Source organism: Brevundimonas sp. (assembly GCF_016742135.1).
Lineage (GTDB): Bacteria > Pseudomonadota > Alphaproteobacteria > Caulobacterales > Caulobacteraceae > Brevundimonas.
Genome location: NZ_JACVCG010000001.1, coordinates 211,851 through 230,592 on the forward strand (window position 1 = coordinate 211,851; position 18,742 = coordinate 230,592).

The window sequence follows — 18,742 nt, forward strand, 5'->3', positions numbered from 1 at the left end:
AGGCTTTCCGAAATCCTCACGCGGGGTCATGTGCCTAGAAGGGCGTCAGGGCCTGTCCGGAGGCCTGTTTTTTTTCGATTTCGCCGACGGTGACCTGCAGGGCCCGGGCCCGGGATCCGGCCGACGGGTGTCCCCATTGGGCATAGCGTACTCCCGGGTCACGATCGGCCAGGGCCCGCCAGAACAGCGGCCCCCGGGCCGGGTCATAGCCCGCCCGCGCCATCAGATAGAGACCGACGCGATCGGCGTCCCTTTCCGCCCGCACCAGTTCCCAGGGGGCGTTGCCATAGTTGCCCAGGATGGATTGGGCAAAGCCGCGTTCGGCGAAGAATTCCCGGTGCTCAAGGACGTTGTGCGCCATCTCATGCCCGAGGATCACGGCCAGATCGTCATCCGTCTCGGCAAAGACAGCCATGGCCGAGGCCACAAAGACCCTGTGCCCGTCGGCCCGGGCATTCAGCTCGGTCGAAGGGTCGACCTGGAATACATAGGCACAGGCCCTGACCGGAGAAACGGTGACCGCGCGCTCAAGCCCGTTGCGCCTGACAACCAGACGGGCGTCTCCTGCGGCGACGGCATCGTCCAGTCGGGCGATGTTCGCGGCCAGTCCCTCGAAAGCGGCGGGTCTGTCCGGCGCGCCCTGGGCGAAAGGTCTGTCGTTGACCGAGATCAGCAGGTCGCCGGTCTGAAGCCCGGCCTTTTCGGCAGGGCTGTCGGGCGCGACAGCGGCTACACCCGGCAGGTCGCCTTCAAGACCCCAGCGCGCCCGCGCGGCGGGACGCAGGTAATCCGAATACTGACTTTCGGCGTGCAGGAGCAGGCCGGTCGCGGGGCCGGTGTGCGGGCAAAGGTCGGCATTGGCCAGCGCCAGTCGATACCCCACGGCATTGACCCGGGAATCCAGGGCGTTGAGCACGGACAGCCGCTGCTCGGGCGTATCCGCTGCAGCCGTGCCGCCATAGGCGGAGGCGGGTACCGTGCCGGTTCCGCAGGCCGCCAGAGGCAGGGTCAGGGCAAGGCAAAGGGCCAGGACCTCGATGCCGCAGCGGCCCACGCGGGACACGGCCCCGTAGCCTAGAAGAGGCGGAACAGCGTCAGCACCGGTGCCGCGCTGATCGCGGTCTGAAGACCCTCGTTCAGTACCGACGTGTCGACCACGATGACATCCTCGCCCAGGACGACCGGGTCCTCGGCCGCCCCGTTCCGGATGGCCCCCAGATCGAAGACAGCGACCATCCGCTGACCGTTGATCGTCCGGAAAATGGCCACGCTGGACAGATCGGCGCTGCGCGAGGGCCCCCGGGCCATGGCGACCGCCTGCATCAGGGTGGTGCGCCCCCGCATTTCATAGACACCCGGCTGGGTTACGGCGCCGTCGACGGTGATCTTCTGGCTGGCGGCCTGAATGACCGTCACGGTGACCTGCGGATCGCGAAGGTACCGGGCACCGAGCTGGGTGGTCAGGGAGGTGGAAAGCTCCGAGGCCGTCAGACCCGCCGCCTGGACCGTGCCGATCAGGGGCATCTGAATATTGCCCGAGGTGTCGACGCGAAGCTGATCGAACGACAGCTCCGGCACGCGGAAGACGGAGATCCTCAGGACGTCCGTCTCGCCAATGCGATAGTCTTCAGTAAGGGGCGTGGCCTGCCCGACCGGCAGATCATAGGAGTTCACCGCGGTCGCCGCCGTGACATTGGCGCTGGACCGACCTGACGATCCGCACGCCGCCAATGCGAAAACAGCGAACAGCAGGGCAATCAGGCGCAGGGCGGTATACATGGACACTCCTTGGAACTCTCCTCGCCGGTCCGGCCAGGCGCGACCCGGTACCCCTCACAGGGGCATTTCAGACAGCCTGATAGCCTCGAACGCGACTTCATTCCACCGATAACCGCTCAGCCCTGGAATTCCTCGCATTGTCGCTGGACTATGAGGAAATACCTAGGCAAAGGGCTCGCGGCAGGGTTGGACGGTCGATCAGGCGAAGTCAGGAAAGGTCAGGTCGGGGGACTTGCGCCACCTGTCCTGGTGCAGGAAGGCTGTCGAACGATTTGTGCGTGTGTGCGGGACTTGCTCCTTTTTGTGAGCGCTGGTGCCAGGTGTGGTCCTTATACGGATGACTGCTGGTGGTAATGCTCGTCATTATTGTTTGATGATCCGTCGATATTGGGCCCAGGAATGCGTACGCCGCTGACATTCTCGTGGACGGTCAAATACCTGATCCACATCGCGGCGCTGTTCGTGGGATTCGTGCTGGCCTATGAGCTGCGCCGGGCCCTGCCGATCCAATGGTGGTTCATTGATCCGGATGCGCTCCAGGTTCTGGGGTGGGCGGGCCTGTTCGCCCTGATCGGGGCAGGCGTCGAAGCCGTGTTCCAGGCTGAACGCGCGGCCTGGCGCTTTTCCTCGGCGCGGGATGTCGTGGCGCTGGCGCGCAACGTCAGCCTGACCATGGCCCTCTTCCTGATGGTCATCTTCTTCGTGGACCGCGGGCTGGAACTGCCGCGGTCGGTGTTGCCGCTGGCGTGGCTGCTGAGCCTGATGCTGCTGGTCGGCGCCCGTGTGGCCTGGCGCCTCCCGCGTGAGAGCGGCCTGTCGGAACATCTGCTCCCGGCGTGGTGGCGCAAGACCGCCTTGGGGAAAAAGCCGCTGTTGCTGGTTGGGGCCATGGCGGACGCGGATCGCCAGATCCGACACCTGATGGCCGATCCCGGCCAGCCGTATCAGCCGGTGGGCGTGGTCACTCCGCATGCTTCCGAAGTGGGCATGCGCCTGCACGGGGTACCGTTCGTCGCCCGACTGGATCAGTGGCGGGTCGGTCGCCTGCCGGCACCCCTCCGCAACGAAAAACTGTCGGCCATCCTGTTCCTCCAGGACCCGGTGAAAACCTTTGGCCTGACCCCGCACAGGATCGGGGAGATGAAAAAGGCCGGCTATACGCTCCTGCGGCCTCATGCCCTGACCGAGGTGGGGGAGCCGCGCCCCAATGCCGATCTGCTGACGGAAATCCCGCTCGAGGAATTCCTGCCCCGCCAGCCGATCGCCCTGCAGGCCGGACCGGTCGAGGAGTTGATCCGGGGCAAGCGCATCCTGGTCACGGGGGCGGGCGGCAGCATCGGCTCGGAAATCGCGCGCCAGATGGTGCAGCTGGGCTGTGGCCACCTGACCCTGCTGGATCATTCCGAATTCCTGCTGTTCGAAATTGACCGGGAATTGGGCGGCGTGACCACAGCCATGACCCGCCGCGCGGTCCTCGCCAATGTCCGTGACGAGGCCCGGATCCGCGAGGTGTTCGAGCAGGAACGCCCCGACATCGTCTTCCACGCCGCAGCCCTGAAACACGTTGCCCTGGTCGAGAACAATCCGGCCGAGGGAGTCCTCACCAATGTTCAGGGCACCTGGAATGTGATCCGGGCGGCGATCACGGCCCGGGCCGCCCAGTTCGTGCTGATCTCGACCGACAAGGCCGTTGATCCGTCCAATGTCATGGGGGCGACCAAGCGGATCGCGGAAACCCTGCTGGAGCTGGTGCCTGACAGCGAGACGCGCCTGTCCGCCGTGCGCTTTGGCAATGTGCTGGGCTCGGCCGGCTCGGTGGTGCCGATCTTCCGTGACCAGATCGCCCGGGGCGGGCCGGTGACCGTCACCCATCCCGATGTGAACCGCTATTTCATGACCATCCCCGAGGCCGTGCAACTGGTCCTGCACAGCACGGCGGTGAAGGCCGCCCGTGCGGATGAGGGGCCGTCGAAATTCCTGCTGGAAATGGGCGAACCCGTCCGCATCGCCGATCTGGCCCGCCAGATGATCGAACTGGCCGGCAAGAAGCCGGGCGTGGACATCAAGATCGAATTCACGGGCCTGAAGAAGGGCGAGAAGATCGCCGAGGTCCTGGCTGACGATGGCGAGGATCCGCGCCCATGCGTCGAGGGTATCCTGGAGGTCATGGGGCGCCGCAGTTCCGGACGCCTGGACACCGCACGTTTGCAAACCCTGATATCTGCGGCCTTGGGGGGACGCGGCCACGAGGTTACCATGCTGGTCGCAGAAACCATCGGGGACATCCGCAAGCCATGACGCGTCTGCCAGAGACGGTCCCCACAGGGGATGACCGCCCGTGAAGTTCAGGATCTTCGACGTCCAGAATCTGGCGGTCGCCTATGTCTGTCTGTGGGCGACCTCTCCGATGCTGGCCTATGGGCTGGGATTTCGCCTGCTGGCAGTTCTTGCGGTAGGCGGCTGGGCCTTGCTGGAGATGTTCCGTCCGGGGGGGATATTCACCCGCCCGACCCTGCCGGTCGTCCTGACCCTGTTCTTCGTCGGCTACACGGCGATCATGGAGCTGGCGCTGGGTGGCGAGGGCAGTATCGTTCAGCACCTCCAGATATGGATCATGCTGTTCTTCCTGATTTTCTACGAGAGCCGCAGGCACGACGTGCGCAGCATGGCACCGATTTTCTGGTTCATGCTCGCGACCTTTCCGATCTGGTTCTACACGACCTATGCGGGGTTCGATGCGTTCGGATCCCACGCTGCCCGACACCTGACCCGATCGTCGGATATGGCCCGCGAACTGACCTCCGACGGGGTGGGGGGCTATTCGCTGGTCTATGGCATCGTCGTGCTGTTGCCGGTCCTGGTGCTGATGCTGCTCAATACCCGCCGCTTCGTGCCGCTGGACGAGCCGCGGTTCCTGCGCCCCCTCAGCCGGATCCCGTTTATCATCCAGGCCCTGATCCTCGCCAATCTGGTTCTGGGCATTGCCGTGGTCGTGCGCGCCGGCTTCTCGATCGCCATCGTGCTGGCCGTGTTTTCCATCGCGATCTCGCTGGTCTTCAAACGCCGCAGTCCGTTGATGCTGATGATGACTCCGCTGATGCTGATGATTGCCTGGCTGGCCTATCAGATGGCGCTGATCCCCTTGCTGGAGGCGATCAGACCGCTGGCCGAGGGGACGTCCTACCACCGCAAGATTCTGGACGTGATCGAGAGCCTGCAGGACGAGCAGAGCCAGGGAACGCTGGACGATCGGGTATCCCGCTATCTGCGCAGTATCGACCTGTTCGTCCACAACCCGATTTTCGGCGTCATCACCGACCGGGACGTGGGCAAGCACTCCGAGTATCTCGACACCTTCGCCCGGTATGGCGTGCTGGTGGGTTCGATCTTCGTCTATCTCCTGACCTATCTGCCCGTCCGGATGATGCGGGGCATGCGCGACAATTTCGGACTGGCCTTTTCGGTCTTCGGAATCATGGTGCTGCTGCCCCTGCTGAACAACGTCTTCGCCAGCCTGGGCGTGATCCTGTTCATCATGGTTCCCGTGGCCTGCCAGCTGGTCGAGCGCGCCCGCCGACGGGTCCCGGCAGGACCGCGCAGGCGGCTGTCCCTCCGCTGGGGTCCCCAAGCCCCTGTCCCGGCCACCCGCACTGCCCCCCTGATCCGGTCCGGGGGTGGGCGTGCCTGACACCCTGATCCTCGTCGGCGGATACGGCCTTCCGGACCGGACCGCCTCGGCCACGCGCGCCATCGGGCTGGCGAAGCTGTTTCGCTCGATCGGCCTGAAGGTGATCATCCTGGGCAAGATCACGCCCGAGGTGCCGCCGATCGGGGGGCCGACCGAGATCGAGGTCGAGGGCATCCGCTGCGTCGATATCCGCCGGCCCATCCCGGGGCGGGACTATGCGCGCTATGACCTTTCGGGCGAGAGCGTCATGGCCTTCGTCGACAGCCTGCCCGCCGGATCGGTCCGGGCCGTCAGCGCCTATAACCACGCGGGGCAGGCCACCTGGTCGATCCTGCGCGGCTGCAAGGCGCGCGGCATACCCGCCATCCTCGACTGCACCGAATGGTATGGCTGGGAGGGCAAGAAGGTCCTGCGCAACCTCCAGCGCATCGCCTGGACCGAGTTTCGCCTGCGGGTCCTGACGCGCAAGGCCGGCAATCTCATCGCGGCGTCGCGCTGGTTCGCGGACACCCTGCCGGGGCTGAACCGGGTGCTGCTGCCGTTTGTCATTGATGCCTCGGACCCGAAGTGGCAGCCCGAGCCGCCCCGCCTCGCCCGGACCGACGGTCGCCGGCGGTTCCTCTATTCGGGCAGCCCCGGCCTGGGTATGGTCAAGGACCGGCTGCCGGTCGCCCTTGAGGGATTTGACGCCCTCCATACGACCGGTATTCCGTTCGAGTTCCGCATCGCGGGCATGACCCGCGACCAGTACCTGGCCGAGCGTCCGGGCGACGCGGCCCTCGTCGCCCGGCTGGGCGACAGCCTGCAGTTTCTGGGACGCATCCCCCATGCGGACTCGCTGGCCGAGCTCAGGGCCGCGGACTATGCCCTGTTCTTCCGCCGGAATGACCGCGTGGCCAATACGGGCTTTGCCACCAAATATGTCGAGGCGGCCAGTCTGGGCATTCCGGTGGTGACCAACCCGACCAGCGACATAGACCTCTATCTGACCGACGGTCGGAACGGCTTTCTGGCGCCGGACATTTCGGCCGGGTCGATTGCAGGGGGGCTGCGCCGCGCGGCGACCCTCGGGGATGCGGAGCTCCTGGCCATGAAGTCCGTTTGCGCGTCCTCCAACCCGTTCGACATCCCGCACTGGCAAGCCCCGGCCCGGGCCTTTCTCGATGCCTTGAGGCCGGTCCGATGAGCGCGCCGGTCCGGGTCCTGTGGATCGTCAACATCGTCCTGCCCGCCGTGGCGACCGAGCTGGGGCTGGGCAAGACGCCGTTCGGCGGCTGGCTGACGCTGATGACCGACCGGCTGGCGCAGCGCGACGACTTCCGCATCGGCGTGGCTATGCGGGCCCCGGTCAAGACCCTGACCCGGATCGAGAAGAACGGCATCGTCTATTACGCCATGCCGCAGTCTGGCGCGGACCCCTTTGACGTCGAAGACGCCACGGTCGCCGAAGTGCTGGAGGATTTCACCCCGGACCTGCTGCACGCCGAAGGGTCCGAGATGGCCTATACGCGGCGGTTCCTGAAGGCCTGGGCCGGGCCCAAGCTGTTGTCGTTGCAGGGTGTGATCAACGGCAATCGCAACTATGATCTGGGCCGCCTTCCCCTGCTGTCGATGCTCAATCCGCTACGGCCGAAGACGGCTCTGACGGCCGCGGCCCTGATGGCCAACTTTGCGATTCGGTTCCTGCCGCGGCTCAAGGCTGAGCGGGAGACGATCCAGCTGGCGGACCACATCATGGGCCGCACGACCTGGGACCGTGCCCAGGCCTGGGCGATCAATCCCGATGCCACCTATCACCATTGCAGCCGCATTCTGCGCGACGGCTTTTATGGGGCCGCCTGGGACCCGGCGCGGTGCGAGCGCCACAGCATCTTCGTGGGCAATGCCGCCCAGCCCCGCAAGGGCACGCACGTGGTGATCGAGGCGGTCAGGCTGTTGCGCCGGGCCTATCCGGATATCAGACTCTACGTTGCCGGGGAGAGCCCCCAGGCCGCGTCCTCCTTCAAGCGGCACATCGGCTACCCGGCCTATGTCTGCGACCTGATCGACCGGCATGGCCTCACGGACTGCGTGACCTTCACCGGATTACTGGACGAGCCCGCCATGGTCCGCCGCATGGAACAGTCGCACGTGTTCGTCATGTCCTCGATCATCGAAAACAGCCCGAACACCCTGGGCGAGGCGATGATGGTGGGCACGCCGTCAGTCAGTTCCTTCACCGGCGGGGTGCCGTCGATGGCGTCCGACGAGGTCGATGTGCTGATGTACCGGGCCGACGATCCGGCCATGCTGGCCATGCAGATCAAGCGCCTGTTCGATGACCCGGTGCTGTGTGATCGTCTGTCTGCCTCTGCACGCAAGAGAGCCCGGACGACGCATGATCCCGAGGCCAATGTCCAGGCGCTGGTCGCGGCCTATGACCGGATATCGGGATCATTAAAGGAGGTCTCCGCATGAGCCGCTCCTTCGCCCCGGTCGTGGTGTTCGCCTACAATCGGCCGGATCACCTGCGCCAGACCCTGGCGGCTCTCGCCGAAGCCGATCTGGCGCGGGACAGCCGCGTGCGGGTCTATGCCGACGGCCCCCGCAACGAGGCCGCCCGCGAGGGCGTGGCCGCCGTGCGCGCCGTGCTGGACGATCCGGCCTGGGGCGACCGGTTCGCCGCCTTCGAGGTCGTGGCGTCCGACGAGAACAAGGGCCTGGCCAAAGCCATCATCGGCGGCGTCACCGAGGTCGTCGAACAGGCCGGCCGGGTGATCGTGCTGGAGGACGACCTGATCGTCTCGCGCGACTTCCTTCGCTTCATGAACGATGCGCTCGACTTCTATGAGCCGGACCAGACGGTGGGGTCTATCTCGGGCTTCTGTCCGCTGAAGGCCCCGCCGCCCGGCTATACGGCCGACGTCATGCGGGTGCCGCGCAACTGCAGCACGGGCTGGGCCACCTGGGCGGATCGCTGGCGGGAAGTCGACTGGACGGCCGCCGATGCCCCGCGCCTGTATCGTGACCCCGTGTTCCGCAAGCGGTTCAATGCGGCGGGCTCGGATCGGGTGGATCGCCTGCGTCGTCAGATGCAGGGCACGGTCAGTTCGTGGTCGATCCGGTTCGGCCTGTGGCAGGCGGCGTCGGGCCGCGACACGATCTTTTCGAGCGTCAATCGACTGGTGAACAGTGGCTATGACGGCAGCGGCGTGAACACCAGGGCCGGCGAGGCGATCAACCCGACGTTCCGGGCCGAGGGCTCACCCTATGTGCTCAAGGCTGTAGACACGTCGCCGGCGGTTCTGGCCGGTTTCCACCGGGTCTATTCAGGCTCCCTGCTGGCGCGCTTCCGACGCTATCTGAGGAATCTGTAGGCGATGCCCGCCGCCTCGGGTCGCCGTGTCCTGTTCCACTATCCGATCCTGAACATGGGGGGGGCGGAGAAGTCGACCCTGCGCCTCATGAAGGCCCTGGCCGATCAGGGCTGGGCTGTCACCCTGGTCCTGACCACGGGCGGGGGCCAGCTGGAGGCGGATGTCGATCCGCGTGTCGAGATTGTCCGGCTGCGTCCGGGGGGGCATGGCGTCCGCTTTGCCGCGGCCCGGGGTGTCGCCGAGCGTCTGAAGGCGCTGCCGGACCTGCTGGCCTATGGCATGGGTCGCCTGATCGGCGCGATCCGGATGCTGCCCTTCCTTTGGCGGCGGTTCGATGCGGCGGCCGTCATGATCCACGGTCTGGATCCCTTGTTCGTGACGCGGGTGGTTCGCGCGAACCGAAAGTTCGTCTGGATCCGCAATGACCTGAAGGGCATCGACCCGGACGGCTGGATAGCGGCCCAGCTTCAGCGTTATGCGGCGTCCGTCGACCATTTCGTCAGTGTCTCGGGCGTGTCGCTGCAGTCGTTGCTGGAGGCCGTGCCGGGGGCGCGGGGCAAGGCCAGCGTCGTCTATAATGTGCTGGACGCGGAGGGTATGCGGGCCCTGGGCCAGGCCGCTGCCGACCCCTTTCCACCACGTTCGGCGCCGGAAGAAGTCCGCATCCTGACCGTCGGTCGCCTGTCCAACCGGGACAAGGCGATCTTCCGGCTGGTCGAGGTGGCGCGGGCCCTCAAGGACCGGGGGCTGGCCTTCCGCTGGTATCTGATCGGGGACGGGCCGGATCGCCGGGCGCTGGAGCAGCGCATCGCCGACGCCGATGTCGCCGACCGGGTCATTCTGATGGGGCAGTCCGGCAATCCCTTCCCGGCCTACAGGCACGCCGACCTGGTGGCCATGGTGTCGAACCATGAAGGGCTGTGCGGCGTCATCAATGAGGCCAAGGTCTCGGGCGCCGCCGTGCTGGCCGTCAAGGTCTCCGGGATCGACGAGCAGCTGACAGACGGCGACAACGGCTGGGTCATCGACAACGATCAGACGGCGATCATCGAAGCCCTGTCGGACCTGATCCGGTCACCGGAAAAGGTCGCGCGCGTCCGCAATGACCGCTATCCCGCCGCCATCCTCGATGATGCGCTCAAGCTGGATCAGATCGAGGCCCTCTTCCTGGGACACAGACCCTGAATGTGCGGATTTACCGTCGTCCTTAACCGGGCCGGACTGACCGGCCGCGACGAACAGGCCCTGAACGCCTGCATCGCCGGCATGACCTATCGCGGGCCGGATGAGCAGGGCGTCTGGCGCGACGACCATGTGGCCCTGGGGCACGTCCGCCTGTCGATCATCGGGGTGGCCAACGGCCTCCAGCCGATCTTCAGCGAGGACCAGTCGCTGGTGCTGGTCTGCAACGGCGAGATCTACAACCACCGGGAACTGCGGGCGCGTTTCGTGGCCGACGGGGCTGTCTTCCAGACCGCTTCGGACAGCGAGGTCCTGATCCACGCCTATCGGGCCTATGGGGATGATTTCCTCGCCCACATCGACGGCATGTTCGCCTTCGTGCTCTACGACCGCGCGCGCGGCATGGTCATCTGCGCCCGGGACCACGCGGGCAAGAAGCCCCTGTATTATGCCAAGACGGCCGACGGCATGGTCTTTTCGTCCGAGGTGAAGGCCGTCCGGCGCTTCCTCGACGGCGGCGGGACGCTGAATGCCGAGGTGATCCGCCAGGTCCAGGCGCAGCGCTATTCCCTCACGGAATCCGACACCTATGTCGCCGAGATCCATAAGGTCATGCCGGGCCATGTCGCCCGTGTCGGCCGGCATCAGGACCTGACCCTCGAGCGCTGGTACCGGTGCAGGCCCGAGCCGACCTTCGAGGGCAGCTATGACGAAGCTGTTGAGCAGACGCGGAGCCTGTTGTTCCGGGCGGTGGAGCGGCGGCTGGAATCCGAGGTGCCGCTGGCCCTGCTGCTGAGCGCCGGCATCGACTCTTCGGCCATCGCCTGTATCGCCAGGGCGCTTGGACACCCGCTCAAGGTGTTCTCCGCCGGGTTCTCGGACCGGTCGACCCACGACGAGTCGTACGAGGCCGAACAGCTGGCCGGGCATCTCGGCCTCGATTTTACCCGCGTCGAGATCGATCAGTCGGACTTCAGAAACGAGCTCCCGACCATACTGTCCTATCTCGACGAGCCCAACGGCGACCCGTCCCAGTTCGCCCAGTGGTACCTCTACAAGGCCGTGCGACAGAGCGGCTACACGGTGCTGCTGAGCGGCATCGGGGGCGATGAAATCTTCTTCGGCTATCCGTCCGCCAATCGCGTGAAGACCGGCGCGGGGGCGGCTCAAGGCGGGCGGCTGCAGCGCCTGGCTGCGACCCTGTCTGCCAGCGATCTCGGAGCGCGGGTGGAGCTGTTGGCCTATCTGCTGCGCAAGACGATCTATCAGCGCTCGATCCGGAACCGGCCGATGCTGACCGAGGTCTCGGCGCTTGTCGAGCAGCAGGGGCGGCCCGCCCTGACCTGGTCCGAGCTTGAGGATCGGGACCTGAAGGACCCGCTGGATCGCAGGTACAGCCGCCTGCTGCGTGCCTATCTGCCGAACAATGGCTATTTCCTCGCCGACAAGCTGGGCATGGCCCATTCGCTGGAGGTGCGCTGTCCCCTCGCGGACCGGGACTTGCGCGCCTTTGTGGCGACCCTGCCGCTCTCCCACAAATTCCCGGACGACCGGGCCAAGGGCCTGCTGAAGGATGCCCTGCGGGGGGTGGTGCCGGATGCCGTACTGGATCGTCGCAAGACGGGCTTCACGCCGCCCTCGACCTATGTGCTGGAAGCCGTCAGGGCCTACCGCAACCGTTGCTTCACCTCCCGCCTGACAACGCTGGCCCAGGTCGCCACCGACTATTATTGCGCGGATCTGGCGGCGGCCGGGCACGACACGCCATGAGCCAGCGTCTGAACGCGGCCATGCTGTCCTACACCCAGGTGGCGGTGCGCATCGCCACGACGCTGGTGTTCACGCCGATCCTGGTCGGGGCGCTGGGGCAGGAGGGCTATGGCCTGTTCAGCATCGTCGGCGCGCTGGCGGCCTATTTCTACATGATCGACTTCGGGATGAATGACGGCGTGATGCGCTTCTTCGTCCGGCACGAGAACACCCCCGACGAGCGCCGCCGGTTCCTGAAACAGATGCTGGGATTCTATGCCGGGCTCGGCCTGCTGGTGGCGGGGGCGACCTATGCCGTCCACGGCCTCGCGCCCGCGCTGTTCGGAGCCAGTCTGACGGGGCCCCAGGTCGCCCTGCTTCAGGACATGATCATCGCGGTCGGTGCCGGGGCGGTGGTGATGGTCGCGTTCAATCCGCTGGGCGCCCTGTTGTCGGCCATGGAGCGCTTTGTCTTTCTGCGCCTGCTCGAGATTTTCACCGCCGTCACCTCGACCCTGCTGACGGTCGTGCTGCTGTGGCAGGGGTTCGGCGCCCTGATGGTGGTGATCGTCATGTCGGGTGCCCTGGTCTTCCAGGTCGCGGCGCGCCTGATCTATATTGTCCTTGTGCTGAGGATACCGGTCGGCTGGTCCTGGCCCGGCTGGTCGCGGCTCAAGCCCGTGGCCCTCTATGCCGCCCCGATCTTCGTCTCGGTGATGGTCGAGCAGATCTACTGGAAGCTGGACAATCTGATCATCGGGGCCGTGCTGGGTGCCGCGCCCGTGGCCCTCTATGCGATCGGGACCACCTTCAACAAACATCTGATGAGCTTCGGCACCGCCATTTCGCGGGTTATGGCGCCCGAGATCATCCGCCAGGCCGACTCCGGTGCCGATGCCCCGGCCCTCAACAGCCTGCTGATCCGGGTGTCGCGGCTTCAGGCCCTGTTCCTGCTGCTGGTCATCTCGGGGCTGGCCCTGTTCGGCGCGCGCTTCATCGACCTGTGGCTGGGGCCGGACTACGGGCTGGCCTACACCATCCTGCTGATCGTGCTGATCCCCTATACGCTGGAGCTGATCGGCAATGCCCGGAACATCCTGTTGCAGGTCAAGAGCCTGTACTGGCACCGCTCGTTGATGATCCTGGCGATTGCCTGTCTCAACATCCCCCTGACCATTGTGCTGCTCAATCTGTGGGGCGTGGTCGGGGCGGCGATCAGCACCGGCATCGGCCTGATGGTCGGCTATGTCGCGGTCGCCATCCTGCTGCAGGTCAAGCTGGGGCTCGACATGGGCCGCTATTTCCGTGAGCTGGCCCGGGGCCTGGGGCGGGTGCTGGCGGTCTGTGTGCCGGTGGGCCTGGCCCTCAATCACTGGATGATCGGCGGCTGGACGGGCCTGTTCCTGTGCGTGGCGATCTATACGCCCCTCTATGCCGGCCTGATGCTGGGGATCGGCATGAACCCCTATGAGAGGGGACTGGTCCGCCGTGTGCTGACCAAGGTCGCCCCGGGTGTCGCCGCGAGGTGGACATGAGCCGGTCTGCGCCCTTCGACCCCGCCCGGCCGTTCGTCGTCTATGTGGGTCCGTTCGCCTTCCCGGAGGGCGGGGCCGCGGCGCGGCGCATCCTCGGCAATGCGCAGAGCCTTGTGGCAGCCGGCTATCAGGTGCTGGTCCTGTCGGGACAGCAGGCTCCGGACGATGAGGTTCACAGCCTGGGTGACGGCATCTTTCTGGCCTCGACATCAGAGCGCGATGCCGAACACCTGCCCAACCTGCTGCGCCTGACCCGCTACGTCACCATGGGCGCGAAAAGCCGCCACTGGCTGGAACGGCTGGACGCCCGGCCGGCCGCCGTCATCCTCTACAGCGGCTATACCCCTTACATCCTGCAGCTGCGCGGATGGTGCCGCAGGGCCGGGGTGCCGCTGATCTTCGATGCGGTCGAATGGTATACGGCGGCGTCCCCGCTGGGCTTCGCCACCTCGCCCTATCTCTGGCAGACCGAGATCGCCATGCGCTGGCTGATCCCCGGGCTGGACGGTGTCCTCGCCATCAGCCGCTGGCTGGAGGATCACTACACCCGGGCCGGCCTGCCGGTCGTGCGCGTGCCGCCGACGGTGGACGTCAAGGCGACGCCGGTTGGGCAGGGGGGCGACGACGACCGGCTGAGCCTCGTCTATGCCGGGACGCCGGGCCGCAAGGACCTGCTGGGTGTTCTTCTGCAAGCCGTTGCCACGGTCGATCCGAACGACGAGCGGCTGCGTCTCGAGATCTATGGTCCGCGCCCGGACGACCTCAAGGCGTACGGCCTCGCCGACATTCCGCTGTCGGTGACGGCCCATGGTCCTGTGGCGCAGGCGACGGCTATGGCGGGGGTGGCCAGGGCTGATTTTTCCATATTGCTGCGCCGCCCGGACAAGGTCGCCACGGCAGGGTTTCCGACCAAGTTCGTCGAGAGTCTGGCGGTCGGCACGCCGGTCATCGCCACCCTGACCAGCGATCTCGCGGATCATCTGGTCGATGGCGAAAATGGCCTGATCTGCCGCGATGCTTCGCCCGAGACTGTGGCCCGGGTGCTGGAACGCGCCCTGACCCTGACCCCAAAGCAGAAATCGGCCCTGCGAAAGGCCGCCCGTCACACGGCTGAGACGGGATTCGACTATCGGCGGCACACTGACGGGTTGAGGCGTCTGGTCGAGGCGGTGACCTGTGCTAAGGACGCCCGCACACAAGGGACGGGGATATGAAGGCTCTGGTCACCGGCGGCGCCGGCTTCATCGGTTCGAACATTTGCGCGGCCCTGCTGCGCGATGGCGATCAGGTGCGCGTGGTCGACGATCTCAGCTCGGGCTATCGCAGCAACCTCGCCCCGCTGGACGGCGTCGAGCTGATCGAGGGCGATGTCCGCGACGCCGATCTGATGATGCGCGCGGCCGAAGGGTGCGAGGTCATCTTCCACCTGGCCGCCTCGGTCGGCAACAAGCGCTCGATCGACAATCCGGTCGAGGATGCCGAGATCAATGCGCTGGGCACCATGCGGGTGCTGGAAGCGGCCCGGGCGGCCGGTGCGCGCAAGGTCGTGGTGTCGTCCTCGGCCGGCATCTATGGCGAGCTGAAGACCCTGCCGATCGCCGAAGATCATCCGCTGGAGCCGCTGACCCCTTATGGCGTGTCCAAGCTGTTCTCGGAGAAGCAGGCCCTGGCCTATGCCCATGTGTATGGCATGGAGGCGATCTGCCTGCGCTATTTCAATGTCTATGGCCCGAACCAGCGGTTCGACGCCTATGGCAATGTCATCCCGATCTTTGCCTTCAACGCCCTGGGCGGCCGCCCCATCCACATCTTCGGCGATGGCCACCAGACGCGCGACTTCGTCAACGTCGCCGATGTGGTCCAGGCCAATCTGGCCGCGGCGCGCAATGTCGGCACCTCGGGCGCCTTCAACATCGCCAGCGGCACCCAGATCGAGATCGGTGACCTGGCCCGGCGTGTGGCAGCCTATGTCCCCGGTGAGGTGGTGATCGAGCATGTCGGCACCCGCCCTGGCGATGTCGCCCACAGCCTGGCCGACATCTCGGCGGCGCACGACGCGTTCGGCTATGCCCCGACCGTCGGCATCGAGGATGGACTGGACACCTATATGGCCTGGGCCAGGGGCGAAGCCGCTGCGCCCGCCACGCAGAACTGAGGAGAGCTGACCCCGTGCTTGATGACGTTTGCCTGATGATCACCGGCGGCACCGGCTCCTTCGGGAATGCCGTGCTGCGCCGCTTCCTCGAGACCGATGTGCGCGAGATCCGCATCTTCAGTCGCGACGAGAAGAAGCAGGACGACATGCGCAAGCAGTACGGCCAGGAGAAGCTGAAATTCTTCCTCGGCGATGTGCGCGACAAGGACAGCCTGCGCACCGCCATGGTCGGCGTCGACTATGTTTTCCACGCCGCCGCGCTGAAACAGGTACCGTCGTGTGAATTCTTCCCGATGGAAGCGGTCAAGACCAATGTCATGGGCACGGCGAATGTCATTGATGCCGCGGCCGAGGCCGGCGTGCGTCGCATGATCGGCCTCAGCACCGACAAGGCCTGTCACCCCGTCAATGCCATGGGTATCTCCAAGGCGATGATGGAGAAGGTGCTGGTCGCCCGCTCGCGGACGCTGGACCCCGACAGGATGACGCTGTGCGCCACGCGCTACGGCAATGTCATGGCCTCGCGCGGCTCGGTCATTCCGCTGTTCGTGCGCCAGATCGCGGCGGGCCAACCGATCACCGTCACCGATCCCGACATGACCCGCTTCATGATGACACTGGATCACGCCGTCGATCTGGTGCTGTTCGGCTATGAGAAGGGCCAGAACGGCGATATTCTGGTGCAGAAGGCTCCGGCGGCGACGCTGACGGTGCTGGCCCGGGCGCTCACCGAACTGATGGGCAAGCCGGACCATCCGATCCATGTCATGGGCACGCGCCACGGCGAGAAGAAGCACGAGACCCTGCTGTCCCGCGAGGAAATGGTCCATGCCGAGGAGATCGGCGACTATTATCGCGTGCCCGCCGACATGCGCGACCTCAACTATGGTGCCTATGTCGAGGAGGGCGAGGCCCGGCTGTCGAACGCCGAGGACTATACCTCCGAAAACACCACCCGGCTGGATGTCGAGGGTATGAAGGACCTGCTGCTGCAGCTGGACTGCATGCGCACCGTGCTGGACGGCGGACCGATCGAGGCGGGTGTCTGAGATGAAGGTCGTCGTCACTGGCGCAAACGGCTTTATCGGGCGCAACCTGCGTCTGCGCCTGTCCGAGATCGAGGGCATGGAGACGGTCGCCGTCAACCGCGAGACGACCCCGGATCAGGTGCGCACCGCTCTGGCAGAGGCGGATGCCGTCATCCATCTGGCGGGCGTCAACCGGCCCCGGGACCCGGCCGAGTTCACCACCGGCAATGCCGATCAGACGGCGGCCCTGGTTGAGGCGCTGGGCGAGCGGGCCATTCCGGTGATCTATTCGTCCTCGACCCAGGCCGAAGCCGACAATCCCTATGGCGCGTCCAAGCGGGCGGCCGAGGATCATCTGCGGGCCTATGCGAAGGCGACCGGCGCGCCGGTGGCGATCTACCGCCTTCCGAACGTGTTCGGGAAATGGGCGCGGCCCAACTACAACTCGGCCATTGCCACCTTCTGCCACAACATCGCGCGCGATCTTCCGATCACGATCAATGATCCGTCTGCGCCCCTGACGCTGGTGTATGTCGACGATGTGATCGAGGCCTTCCTCGGCTGGCTGAAGGCCCCCGAGGCCATAGAGGGCTTTGCCGAGGTGCCGGTCGTCTATCGCACCACGGTGGGCGAGGTCGCCGACCAGATCCGCGCCTTCCGGTCGATCCGCGAGACCCACACCGCCGGGCCTGTCGGCGTCGGCCTGACCCGCGCGCTCTATGCCACCTATGTCAGTGCCCTGCCGGTCGAGCATTTCGCCTATCCGCTGGTCCAGCACGGCGACCCGCGCGGCGTGTTCGTCGAAATGCTCAGGACGGAACAGTCGGGCCAGTTTTCCTATTTTACGGCCCACCCGGGCATCACCCGCGGCGGTCACTATCACCACACCAAGACCGAGAAATTCCTGGTGCTGAAGGGCCACGCCCGCTTCCGTTTCCGCCATATGGAAACCGGCGAGACCTATGCCGTCGAGACCGAGGGCGGCCAGCCCATGGTGGTCGAGACCATCCCCGGCTGGGCCCATGACATCACCAATGTCGGGGATGAGGAAATGATCGTCATGCTGTGGGCCAATGAGATCTTCGACCGGGCCCGCCCCGACACCATCGCCAACGGACTGACCGGATGAAAAAGCTAAAAGTCGTCACCATCGTCGGGACCCGGCCCGAACTGATCCGCCTGTCGCGGGTCATGGCGGCGCTGGACCGTCACTGCGACCATGTGATCGTGCACACGGGCCAGAACTACGACTACGAGCTGAACGGGATCTTCCTCGAGCAGCTGGGCATCCGCAAGCCGGACCACTTCCTCGAGGCCGCAGGCGCTACCGCGGCCGAGACTATCGGCAATGTCATTGCCGCCTCCAGCCGCATTCTGGCCGAGACCGCGCCCGACGCCATGCTGGTACTGGGCGACACCAACAGCTGCCTGGCGGTGATCGCGGCCAAGCGGCTCAAGATTCCGACCTTCCACATGGAAGCCGGCAACCGCTGTTTCGACATGCGCGTGCCCGAGGAGATCAACCGCCGGATCGTCGACCATGTGTCGGACATCAACCTGACCTACAGCGAGATCGCCCGCGAATATCTGCTGGCCGAGGGGCTGGACCCGCAGCGCGTGATCCGCACCGGCAGTCCCATGTATGAGGTGCTCAGCCACTATCGTCCGGGCATCGATGCCGCCGACCCTCTGCCGACGCTGGGCCTCAGGCCGCACGACTATTTCCTCGTCAGCGCGCACCGCGAGGAGAACATCGAGTCCGACGTCCAGTTCAATGGCCTGATCGAAATCCTGAACGGTCTGGCCGAGCGGTTCGACCGGCCGGTGGTGCTGTCGACCCACCCGCGGACCCGCAACAAGATCGAGGCCTCAGGCGCGAAGCTGGACGACCGGGTCATGCAGATGAAGCCGTTCGGCTTCCTAGACTATGTGCACCTGCAGATGAAGGCCCGCGCGGTCCTGTCGGACAGCGGCACCATCACCGAGGAGTCGTCGATCCTCAACTTCCCGGCGCTCAACATCCGCGAGACCCACGAGCGGCCCGAGGGCATGGAGGAGGGCGCCGTCATGATGGTCGGCATGAACCCCGACCGTGTCTTCCAGGGGCTGGAGATTCTCGAAAGCCAGCCGCGCGGCGACGATCGCCTTTTGCATGTCGTGCGCGACTATGACGTCGATAATGTTTCGGAAAAGGTCGTGCGCATCATCGTCAGCTATACCGACTTCGTGAACCGCGTCGTCTGGCGCAAATAGTTTTCTCTCCGGCCCGG

15 protein-coding genes are annotated in these 18,742 nt (G+C 65.8%); 13 read left to right on the plus strand and 2 right to left on the minus strand.

The annotated features are described in order from the left end of the window. Positions 1 to 34 precede the first annotated feature (34 nt). Both IBJ06_RS01085 and IBJ06_RS01090 read right to left on the minus strand, forming a co-directional pair. Positions 35 to 1,063 (minus strand): M48 family metallopeptidase, encoded by a 1,029-nt coding sequence (locus tag IBJ06_RS01085; protein WP_292156669.1) that lies wholly within the window; start codon positions 1,061 to 1,063, stop codon positions 35 to 37. Positions 1,064 to 1,074: 11 nt separating this feature from the next. Then, positions 1,075 to 1,779 carry a polysaccharide biosynthesis/export family protein gene (locus IBJ06_RS01090; RefSeq protein ID WP_292156670.1) on the minus strand — a complete coding sequence of 235 codons (705 nt, stop codon included), beginning with the start codon at positions 1,777 to 1,779 and terminating at the stop codon, positions 1,075 to 1,077. A gap of 399 nt (positions 1,780 to 2,178) precedes the next feature. Here IBJ06_RS01090 and IBJ06_RS01095 point away from each other — a divergent pair, with 399 nt between their 5' ends. Genes IBJ06_RS01095 through wecB form a run of 13 tightly spaced genes read left to right on the plus strand, consistent with a single transcriptional unit; the run spans position 2,179 to position 18,725 of the window. Next, positions 2,179 to 4,077: a polysaccharide biosynthesis protein gene (locus IBJ06_RS01095; RefSeq protein ID WP_292156671.1), complete on the plus strand. Its 1,899-nt coding sequence runs from the start codon at positions 2,179 to 2,181 to the stop codon at positions 4,075 to 4,077. 40 nt (positions 4,078 to 4,117) lie between these two features. Then, positions 4,118 to 5,467, plus strand: a complete 1,350-nt coding sequence (locus IBJ06_RS01100) for a hypothetical protein (protein WP_292156672.1) — start codon at positions 4,118 to 4,120, stop codon at positions 5,465 to 5,467. Beyond that, a complete protein-coding gene (locus IBJ06_RS01105) occupies positions 5,460 to 6,653 on the plus strand; it encodes a glycosyltransferase (RefSeq protein ID WP_292156673.1) in 1,194 nt (397 codons plus the stop codon). Before IBJ06_RS01100 ends, IBJ06_RS01105 begins: the two co-directional genes overlap by 8 nt. Further along, positions 6,650 to 7,924, plus strand: coding sequence for a glycosyltransferase (locus tag IBJ06_RS01110; RefSeq protein WP_292156674.1), 1,275 nt, complete (start codon positions 6,650 to 6,652; stop codon positions 7,922 to 7,924). Before IBJ06_RS01105 ends, IBJ06_RS01110 begins: the two co-directional genes overlap by 4 nt. Next, complete coding sequence (locus tag IBJ06_RS01115; protein WP_292156675.1) at positions 7,921 to 8,823, plus strand: glycosyltransferase; 903 nt, start codon at positions 7,921 to 7,923, stop codon at positions 8,821 to 8,823. Before IBJ06_RS01110 ends, IBJ06_RS01115 begins: the two co-directional genes overlap by 4 nt. A 3-nt stretch (positions 8,824 to 8,826) precedes the next feature. Then, positions 8,827 to 10,008, plus strand: coding sequence for a glycosyltransferase (locus IBJ06_RS01120; protein ID WP_292156676.1), 1,182 nt, complete (start codon positions 8,827 to 8,829; stop codon positions 10,006 to 10,008). Beyond that, positions 10,009 to 11,775 carry an asparagine synthase (glutamine-hydrolyzing) gene (gene asnB, locus IBJ06_RS01125; protein ID WP_292156677.1) on the plus strand — a complete coding sequence of 589 codons (1,767 nt, stop codon included), beginning with the start codon at positions 10,009 to 10,011 and terminating at the stop codon, positions 11,773 to 11,775. After that, positions 11,772 to 13,289 (plus strand): oligosaccharide flippase family protein, encoded by a 1,518-nt coding sequence (locus IBJ06_RS01130; protein WP_292156678.1) that lies wholly within the window; start codon positions 11,772 to 11,774, stop codon positions 13,287 to 13,289. Before asnB ends, IBJ06_RS01130 begins: the two co-directional genes overlap by 4 nt. Next, complete coding sequence (locus tag IBJ06_RS01135; RefSeq protein ID WP_292156679.1) at positions 13,286 to 14,503, plus strand: glycosyltransferase; 1,218 nt, start codon at positions 13,286 to 13,288, stop codon at positions 14,501 to 14,503. Before IBJ06_RS01130 ends, IBJ06_RS01135 begins: the two co-directional genes overlap by 4 nt. Next, positions 14,500 to 15,444, plus strand: coding sequence for an NAD-dependent epimerase/dehydratase family protein (locus tag IBJ06_RS01140; RefSeq protein ID WP_292156680.1), 945 nt, complete (start codon positions 14,500 to 14,502; stop codon positions 15,442 to 15,444). The genes IBJ06_RS01135 and IBJ06_RS01140 overlap by 4 nt, the downstream gene beginning before the upstream one ends. Before the next feature lie 14 nt (positions 15,445 to 15,458). Then, positions 15,459 to 16,493 (plus strand): polysaccharide biosynthesis protein, encoded by a 1,035-nt coding sequence (locus IBJ06_RS01145; protein WP_292156681.1) that lies wholly within the window; start codon positions 15,459 to 15,461, stop codon positions 16,491 to 16,493. Between the two features lies 1 nt (position 16,494). After that, positions 16,495 to 17,601, plus strand: coding sequence for an NAD-dependent epimerase/dehydratase family protein (locus IBJ06_RS01150; RefSeq protein ID WP_292156682.1), 1,107 nt, complete (start codon positions 16,495 to 16,497; stop codon positions 17,599 to 17,601). Then, on the plus strand, positions 17,598 to 18,725 hold the full coding sequence (gene wecB, locus IBJ06_RS01155; protein ID WP_292156683.1) for a UDP-N-acetylglucosamine 2-epimerase (non-hydrolyzing): 1,128 nt from the start codon (positions 17,598 to 17,600) through the stop codon (positions 18,723 to 18,725). Before IBJ06_RS01150 ends, wecB begins: the two co-directional genes overlap by 4 nt. Positions 18,726 to 18,742: the final 17 nt, after the last annotated feature.

Excerpts from the sequence above, each read along its gene's own strand:
- IBJ06_RS01135 (WP_292156679.1), top strand. The coding sequence starts at position 13,286 with ATGAGCCGGTCTGCGCCCTTCGACCCCGCCCGGCCGTTCGTCGTCTAT.
- IBJ06_RS01095 (WP_292156671.1), top strand. The coding sequence starts at position 2,179 with ATGCGTACGCCGCTGACATTCTCGTGGACGGTCAAATACCTGATCCAC.
- IBJ06_RS01150 (WP_292156682.1), top strand. The coding sequence starts at position 16,495 with ATGAAGGTCGTCGTCACTGGCGCAAACGGCTTTATCGGGCGCAACCTG.
- wecB (WP_292156683.1), top strand. The coding sequence starts at position 17,598 with ATGAAAAAGCTAAAAGTCGTCACCATCGTCGGGACCCGGCCCGAACTG.
- IBJ06_RS01110 (WP_292156674.1), top strand. The coding sequence starts at position 6,650 with ATGAGCGCGCCGGTCCGGGTCCTGTGGATCGTCAACATCGTCCTGCCC.
- IBJ06_RS01115 (WP_292156675.1), top strand. The coding sequence starts at position 7,921 with ATGAGCCGCTCCTTCGCCCCGGTCGTGGTGTTCGCCTACAATCGGCCG.
- IBJ06_RS01130 (WP_292156678.1), top strand. The coding sequence starts at position 11,772 with ATGAGCCAGCGTCTGAACGCGGCCATGCTGTCCTACACCCAGGTGGCG.
- IBJ06_RS01090 (WP_292156670.1), bottom strand. The coding sequence starts at position 1,779 with ATGTATACCGCCCTGCGCCTGATTGCCCTGCTGTTCGCTGTTTTCGCA.
- IBJ06_RS01120 (WP_292156676.1), top strand. The coding sequence starts at position 8,827 with ATGCCCGCCGCCTCGGGTCGCCGTGTCCTGTTCCACTATCCGATCCTG.
- asnB (WP_292156677.1), top strand. The coding sequence starts at position 10,009 with ATGTGCGGATTTACCGTCGTCCTTAACCGGGCCGGACTGACCGGCCGC.
- IBJ06_RS01140 (WP_292156680.1), top strand. The coding sequence starts at position 14,500 with ATGAAGGCTCTGGTCACCGGCGGCGCCGGCTTCATCGGTTCGAACATT.